Raw genomic sequence first — 7,165 nt, forward strand, 5'->3', positions numbered from 1 at the left:
CACGTCTAATAATTTAATAGTCATATGATCAATCAAATCATTTCTTTTTCAATAAAGAATAAATTCATTGTGGGCCTGTTAACGCTGACGCTGATTGGGGTCGGTATTTACTCAATGTCCACCATTAATCTGGGATCAGTCCCGGATATAACTAACAATCAAGTACAGGTAATTACTGTTTCCGAGAACCTTGCAACAGAGGATATTGAACAATTTGTCACTTATCCGGTGGAGTTGGCGATGGGGAACCTTCCAGGTGTTGATGAAATACGGTCTATCTCTCGGTTTGGTCTTTCTGTTGTCACCATTGTCTTTGAAGATGATATGGGTACTTACCTGCCCAGACAATTGGTGCAGGAAAAACTCAATGAACTGAAAGAAACCATCCCTCAGGAATTTGGTAGCCCCTCAATGGGGCCTATTTCCACAGGGCTAGGACAGATTTATGAATACACCATTCAGCCCAAAGCAGGATATGACACAGCGTATTCAGCAATGGAGCTCCGTACTATTCAGGACTGGATTGTTAAGCGACAGCTAACGCTGCTTGAAGGAGTTGTAGAAATCAATTCCTTTGGTGGTTATATTAAGCAGTACGAAGTGGCCATTAATCCGGAAAAGCTGAATGCTCTGAACGTTAGTATTTCTGAGGTTTATGAGGCATTGGCTCGCAACAACGTCAACACGGGAGGTGCCTATATTGAGAAAAGCAAAATGGCCAATTTCATTCGGGGTGAAGGTCTGGTTCGCACCATAGATGATATAGAAAATATTTCAGTCCGTAACGAAAATGGCATTCCAATACTCATCAGAGATGTAGCTGAAAAAGTTCATTTCGGGCATCAGGTTCGATATGGTGCCTTCACTCAGGATGGTCATGAGGCTGTGGGGGGAATCATCATGATGTTGAAAGGGTCGAACCCCAATGCGGTCATTCAAAATGTAATCCAGCGAATGACTGAAATTGAAAAGTCCCTTCCTGAAGGCCTTGAGTTTAATGCATATCTTGATCGGAGCTCTCTAATTGAGCGGACTACAAGCACAGTCAGCAAAAATTTAATTGAAGGAGCACTTATTGTGATTTTTGTTCTTGTTGTGCTGCTGGGAAGTTTAAGAGGTGGCATTGTCACTGCGTCATTAATTCCACTCTCTTTACTTTTTGCATTTATTCTCATGAAAGCCACCGGGGTTTGGGCGAATTTGATGAGCCTCGGAGCCATTGATTTTGGAATCATCGTGGACGGTGCTGTGATTATAGTTGAAGGCACAGTTCATGAAATTGAAAAGGGGATAAGGGCTGGCAAGAATAAGTTTGATCAGGCTCAAATGGACGAAATAGCCTATGAATCCGGGAGCACCATGATGAACGCTGCTTTTTTTGGACAACTCATCATTCTCATCGTATTCACCCCTATCCTTTTTTTAACAGGTGTTGAGGGTAAAATGTTTACTCCAATGGCCTACACATTTGGGTATGCTGTTCTAGGTGCAATTATTCTATGCCTGACTTATGTGCCAATGATGACTGCATTGCTAATGCGTCCAATAAGTAATCCAAAAAATTGGTTTGCAAGGTTAGAAAACGGAATAAACAAGTTCAGCGAGAAGATCATCAATGCTTTAAATAAAGTGTATCATCCGTTGATTATTGGTGCCTTGAAACTGCGATTAGCGGTTATAGGTATTGCTTTGGCTCTACTCGTCGGGGCGGGGCTCATTTTCTCAAGAATGGGGGGTGAATTTATTCCCCAACTCGATGAGGGCGACATAGCAATGCAAGCCCTTATTCGACCAGGAAGTGGTCTCAGTGAAGCTATTGATGTGTCCATTAAGATCGAAAACATATTAAAAGAAAATTTTCCGGAAATAACAACAGCAGTCGCCAGAATTGGAGTTGCCGACATACCAACAGATCCCATGCCTTTAGACATAGCCGATATGTATCTAATTCTAGAGAAGGATAGAGAGAAATGGGTTTCCGCAGATTCGAAAGAACAGCTTATTGAGAAGATCAAAGAGAAGTTAGACATACTTCCGGGCGTTAATCTCGTCTTTACTCAGCCTGTAGAACTTAGGTTCAATGAATTACTTGAAGGAGTTCGAGAAGATGTAGCTGTGAAATTGTACGGTGAAGACTTAAGCGTGTTAACGCAAAAAGTACAGGAAATGGCTGCCATCATCCAAACAGTGCCGGGCGCTGGAGATGTGAATGCAGAACGTACTGCTGGTCTGCCGCAAATGACTGTGAGATACGACCGTAAGAAACTGGCCCAATATGGATTGGATGTTCAAAAATTGAATGAGTACGTTAGCGGAGCTTTTGCGGGAGGTGTAGCTGGGGTCATTTTTGAGGGTGAAAAACGCTTCGAAATGGTCATTCGTTTTGATGAATCACATCGCCAAAGCATCGAGGATCTTAGAACTCTATACGTAGATTTACCTGATGGTACTCAAGTGCCAATCAAGGAAGTTGCTGATATCGAATATGTCCCAGGCCCCATGCAAATATCCAGGGACAATACTTTTCGAAGGACTTACGTGGGTGTAAACGTTCGAGGTAGAGACGTAGAATCTGTTGTGACAGATATTCAGCAAAAACTGGATGCGGAACTGGACTTGCCACCGGGCTATTATATCACCTATGGAGGAGAGTTTGAAAATTTGCAGCGAGCCAAAGCAAGATTGTTAGTGGTGGTGCCGATTGCCCTCTTTCTTATTTTTATACTACTCTATTTTGCCTTAAAATCTTTCCCCCAATCAGTGATGATCTACATGGCGATCCCACTTGCGGCCATTGGAGGAGTGTTTTTCATGGCCGTGAGAGGTATGCCTTTTAGTATATCTGCGGGAGTCGGATTCATCGTCCTCTTCGGGGTGGCTGTTCTTAACGGACTGGTTTTAATCAGTCGTTTCAATTCACTAAAAACCGAAGGGATGACAGACATAAAAGAACGAATTATCACAGGAACACAAGAACGTCTTAGACCTATATTGTTGACTGCTACTGCCGCCATTATGGGCTTTACACCCATGGCATTTTCAGCCTCTGCAGGAGCTGAAGTGCAGCGGCCATTAGCCACTGTAGTAATAGGCGGTCTGATCAGCGCAACACTGCTGACGCTGATTGTTCTGCCAGTCCTCTATTCCTACATTGAAGGTCGTAAGTCTATAAAAGTTAATCTAAATACCGGCTCGGCGGCCAACGCAATTATGGCTCTAATTGTATGTGGTTTGCTTCTTGGAATTCCGTCCAAGGCACGAGCGCAAGAGCTGGAACAGAAATCAATTACTACTTTGGATGAGGCGATCACACTGGGGTTGGCCAACAATGGCAATGTTCAAGTTGCAATTACCAACATAGAACTTCAGGAGCAAGGAAGGAAGACAGCATTTAATTTAGGAAAAACTAGTGTTGGCGTTCAATACGGTCAATACAATAGCTTTGAGAATGACTTCTCCATCAGTGTTGGCCAGTCATTTGAGTTTCCCACCGTTTATGCCAAGCAAAAGCAACTCGCTAATGAACAGGTAGTTGGTGGTCAAAAGCAGCTGGCTGTTACAGAAAATGATCTAAAATGGAAGATACGTCAGGCCTGGTATGAACTGTCCTTCCTGCACGAAAGGCGCAACTTGCTGCTATATCAAGATACAGTATATGGGCGATTTCTAAATGCGGCTACCATTCGGTACGAGACCGAGGCAACCAGTTATCTTGAGAAGGCTGCAGCTGAAACAGGTGTCATGGAAGTTCAAAATCAGCTGAAGTTGCTGGAGGCCGACATTGTCATTCAGGAAAAGCAGCTCCAAATCCTGTTGAATGATACATCTAGTTTGCGTTTCGAGCCTTCCGACCTTATAGAAAGGGATGTCATAAACATACAGGACAATGCTTTGATTATGAACAACCCGCTACTTGGGTTGACTAAACAACAAGTAGCTATTGCAGATGCAGAAAAATCTGTTCAGTCAGCCAGGCTGATGCCCGATCTTTTTGTCGGTTATTTCAATCAATCATTGATAGGAGGCGAAACAGAGAACGGTGGAATTGCGACTTCTTCTGATCGATTTGGGGGAATACAAGGAGGTATTTCCATACCTCTATTTTATGGTTCCTATAAGGCAAGCGTTAAATCTGCTCAATTGCGATCACAGATGGCAAATACCCACTCGGAGTACTACTTTACAGCACTTCAGGGCCAGTATCGGCAGCAAATGGAGGAGATTACAAAATTTCAGGGAAGTCTTGATTACTATAAGCAAAAAGCCATTCCTCAAGCCAATTTGATTTTAAACAATGCCAGAAAAAGCTTTGAAAATGGAGCCATAGACTATGTAGAGTATTTTCAAAACATCAATCAGGCACTCAGCATCAAATTCAATTACATCAATACACTAAACGGGTACAACCAGGCTGTAATCAATCTGGAATTCCTCATTGGACAATAATTCAATATTTCAAAAAATAAAGAAATGAAAAAGCATTTTATATATATCGTAACCATAGCATTTGTGGCAACATTCCTTGCCAGCTGTGGAAATAAGGCAGATGAAGGCCAGCAGGATGAACAACCGCAGGAAGAGATTAAAGGTGGAGAAGGAGAAGTCCATTTATCTCAACTCAAGTTTAACAGCCTCGGCATAAAGGTCGACGAAATACCAACAAGACCTTTGTCGGGAGTAGTTGAAGCCAATGGGCAGCTAGAGGTGCCGCCCCAGCATGAAGCTACTGTCACGGCCATATTGGGGGCAAACGTGACAACGATTAAGGTAATAGAAGGTGATAAAGTGAGGAAAGGCCAAACATTGGCTACGCTGGCGCATCCAGACTTATCCCAATTGCAAATGAACTATGTGAGAGTCTACAGCCAGATGCAATACCTTGAAAAAGAATATGAACGACAGAAAAAGCTATACGAAGAAAAAGTGGGGTCTGGCAAAACCTTCGAACAAACTCAGGCAGATTATCTATCAATGAAGGGCGAAGCCAAAGGTTATGAAGCTCAGCTACGCCAACTCAGTTTGAACGTTGAAAAGGTGCAACGTGGCAATATATATCAGAATGTTCCAGTGGTTAGCCCAATAGATGGTTTCATCGAGAAAGTGGAAGTCCAGATTGGTCAGTTTGTCGATCCTCAAAAAGGCATGTTTATGATTGTCAACAATGATCACATTCACGCCGACCTGATGGTTTTTGAAAAGGATGTTTACAAAGTAATGAAGGGACAGGATATTTTCTTCACGGTAGAGTCTGTTCCCGGTACTACGCTCAAAGCTAAGATTTACTCTGTAGGTAAGCAATTTGAGCAAAATCCAAAAGCGGTTCACGTGCACGCTGAAATTGATCAGAAAGAGGATTTTCTTATACCAGGTATGTACATCAATGGAAGAATCCATACAGGAGAAAAATCGGTCCTGGCCTTACCTGAATCTGCTATCATTGAGGAAGATGGTAAGCCCTTTATCTTCACGGCGGCAGCCCATAAGGAAGATGGACAGACAGAATGGGGTTTCAAAGCGGTTGAAATTCGAACTGGGTTAGTAGATGAAGGATGGGTAGAGATCAAATTGCTAATGCCACTTCCGGAAGGTACTAAAGTAGCATGGAACAATGCCTATTACTTGATATCAGAAATGAATAAAAGTCAGACTTCTCATGATCACTAAATCTAGTGACAGGCATAGGCAGTTGGCAAGAGATTGTCACTGCCTGCTTTCCAAAATAGCCAATTACAACGCCAAAAACTAAAAGAATTAAAGCTATATCTCAGCAATAGCAATTGGATTTCGTATAAAGACCGGGAAATCTTTAAACAATAAAGAAAGAGAGCCATGATCAAAGAGCTGGAAAAAAACCTGAAATCTCACAATATCAAACCCACAGCAATGCGGTTACTGGTATTAGAATTCCTGCTGGGTCGGGAGGCAGCAATCGGACTTACCGAGCTGTATAAGGCCTTTGAAAAGTCGGATAGAACCACGCTTTACAGAACCTTGAAGGTATTTGAAGAATACGGTATGGTGCATAGTATTGATGATGGTACTGGCGTGCCCAAGTATGCATTATGTGAAGAAGGGTGTAATTGCGAAATAGAAAGAGACCTCCATCTGCATTTTCACTGTAGAGTATGTGGGCAGACCAAATGTCTTACAAGTTACAAAATACCGGAAATTGAACTTCCGATAAACTACGAGCCTGAGGAAGCCAACCTTGTAGTAAAGGGCGTTTGTTCAGACTGTAAATTGTAAGTAAACATATTATGGAGCAGAAGATTATTCAAGAAAGGTTGCAGTTTGCCTTTATTCTTAGTCTTATCACGGTAGGGTATAATACCATTGAAGGAATAATCTCTACCTTTTTCGGGGCTACTGATGATACGCTGGCCTTATTTGGTTTCGGTGTCGACAGTTTCGCAGAAGTGCTCTCGGGGATAGGCATAACGCACATGATTTGGCGAATGCAGCGAAGTGAATTGAAACAACGTGACCATTTTGAGGTCAGAGCACTTCAAGTCACGGGTGTGGCCCTGTATATCCTTGTGGCCGGACTTGTGGTGGGTGCCGCACTTTCTATTTTTTACCAGTCCGAACCACAAACGACAAGAGCTGGAGTTGTTGTTTCTGTGGTTTCAATTGCAACAATGTATTTTCTCTACCGAGAAAAAATGAAAGTAGGCAAGCAATTAGATAGTGAACCGATCACATCGGACGCACGCTGCACACTGACCTGCTTTTACCTCTCGTTCATCCTGCTTGCCTCCAGCCTAATTTATGTGATTTGGCGAATACCGTATGTAGATGCTATCGGAAGCCTGGGTATCTCTTGGTTCGCTTTGAAAGAAGGAAAAGAAGCTTTTGACAAGGCCAAAACAAAACGCCTTTCATGTGATAGTAATTGTTGCTAACGATAAATAAGGAAATGAAAAAGCTACTAATAAAAATACCCTTGATACTTCCAGAAGTACCTGATGAGAAAGACCGATGTGTAGATAGGCTCATCATACAGCTTCAGGACAAAGATGGACTTGAAAAAGTACATGTGGCTGATGAAACCGACAATGGTGTACCACAACTCTGCTTCCATTATGATCCGGAGTTGATCTCTATTGACCGGATCCAAAAACTGGCGGAGCAAACCGGGGCTGAGATCACCGAAAAGTTTGGCCAT

5 protein-coding genes are annotated in these 7,165 nt (G+C 42.7%); all 5 read left to right on the forward strand.

The genetic code is table 11. The annotated features are described in order from the left end of the window. The first annotated feature begins 24 nt into the window (after nucleotides 1-24). Nucleotides 25-4,446 carry a CusA/CzcA family heavy metal efflux RND transporter gene (locus AAC052_RS22605; protein WP_339815570.1) on the forward strand — a complete coding sequence of 1,474 codons (4,422 nt, stop codon included), beginning with the start codon at nucleotides 25-27 and terminating at the stop codon, nucleotides 4,444-4,446. Between the two features lie 24 nt (nucleotides 4,447-4,470). Further along, nucleotides 4,471-5,664 carry an efflux RND transporter periplasmic adaptor subunit gene (locus AAC052_RS22610; protein WP_339790963.1) on the forward strand — a complete coding sequence of 398 codons (1,194 nt, stop codon included), beginning with the start codon at nucleotides 4,471-4,473 and terminating at the stop codon, nucleotides 5,662-5,664. Nucleotides 5,665-5,829: 165 nt separating this feature from the next. Beyond that, nucleotides 5,830-6,246: a transcriptional repressor gene (locus AAC052_RS22615; RefSeq protein WP_339790961.1), complete on the forward strand. Its 417-nt coding sequence runs from the start codon at nucleotides 5,830-5,832 to the stop codon at nucleotides 6,244-6,246. Between the two features lie 11 nt (nucleotides 6,247-6,257). Next, nucleotides 6,258-6,902, forward strand: coding sequence for a cation transporter (locus AAC052_RS22620; RefSeq protein ID WP_339790959.1), 645 nt, complete (start codon nucleotides 6,258-6,260; stop codon nucleotides 6,900-6,902). A gap of 14 nt (nucleotides 6,903-6,916) precedes the next feature. Next, the coding region (locus AAC052_RS22625) for a hypothetical protein (RefSeq protein ID WP_339815571.1) at nucleotides 6,917-7,165 on the forward strand (249 nt) is incomplete at its 3' end.

This window comes from uncultured Imperialibacter sp. (genome assembly GCF_963974565.1).
Taxonomy (GTDB): domain Bacteria; phylum Bacteroidota; class Bacteroidia; order Cytophagales; family Cyclobacteriaceae; genus Imperialibacter; species Imperialibacter roseus.

Bases quoted from the DNA above. Each gene is read 5' to 3' on its own strand.
- AAC052_RS22605 (WP_339815570.1), top strand. From the start codon at position 25: ATGATCAATCAAATCATTTCTTTTTCAATAAAGAATAAATTCATTGTG.
- AAC052_RS22610 (WP_339790963.1), top strand. From the start codon at position 4,471: ATGAAAAAGCATTTTATATATATCGTAACCATAGCATTTGTGGCAACA.
- AAC052_RS22615 (WP_339790961.1), top strand. From the start codon at position 5,830: ATGATCAAAGAGCTGGAAAAAAACCTGAAATCTCACAATATCAAACCC.
- AAC052_RS22620 (WP_339790959.1), top strand. From the start codon at position 6,258: ATGGAGCAGAAGATTATTCAAGAAAGGTTGCAGTTTGCCTTTATTCTT.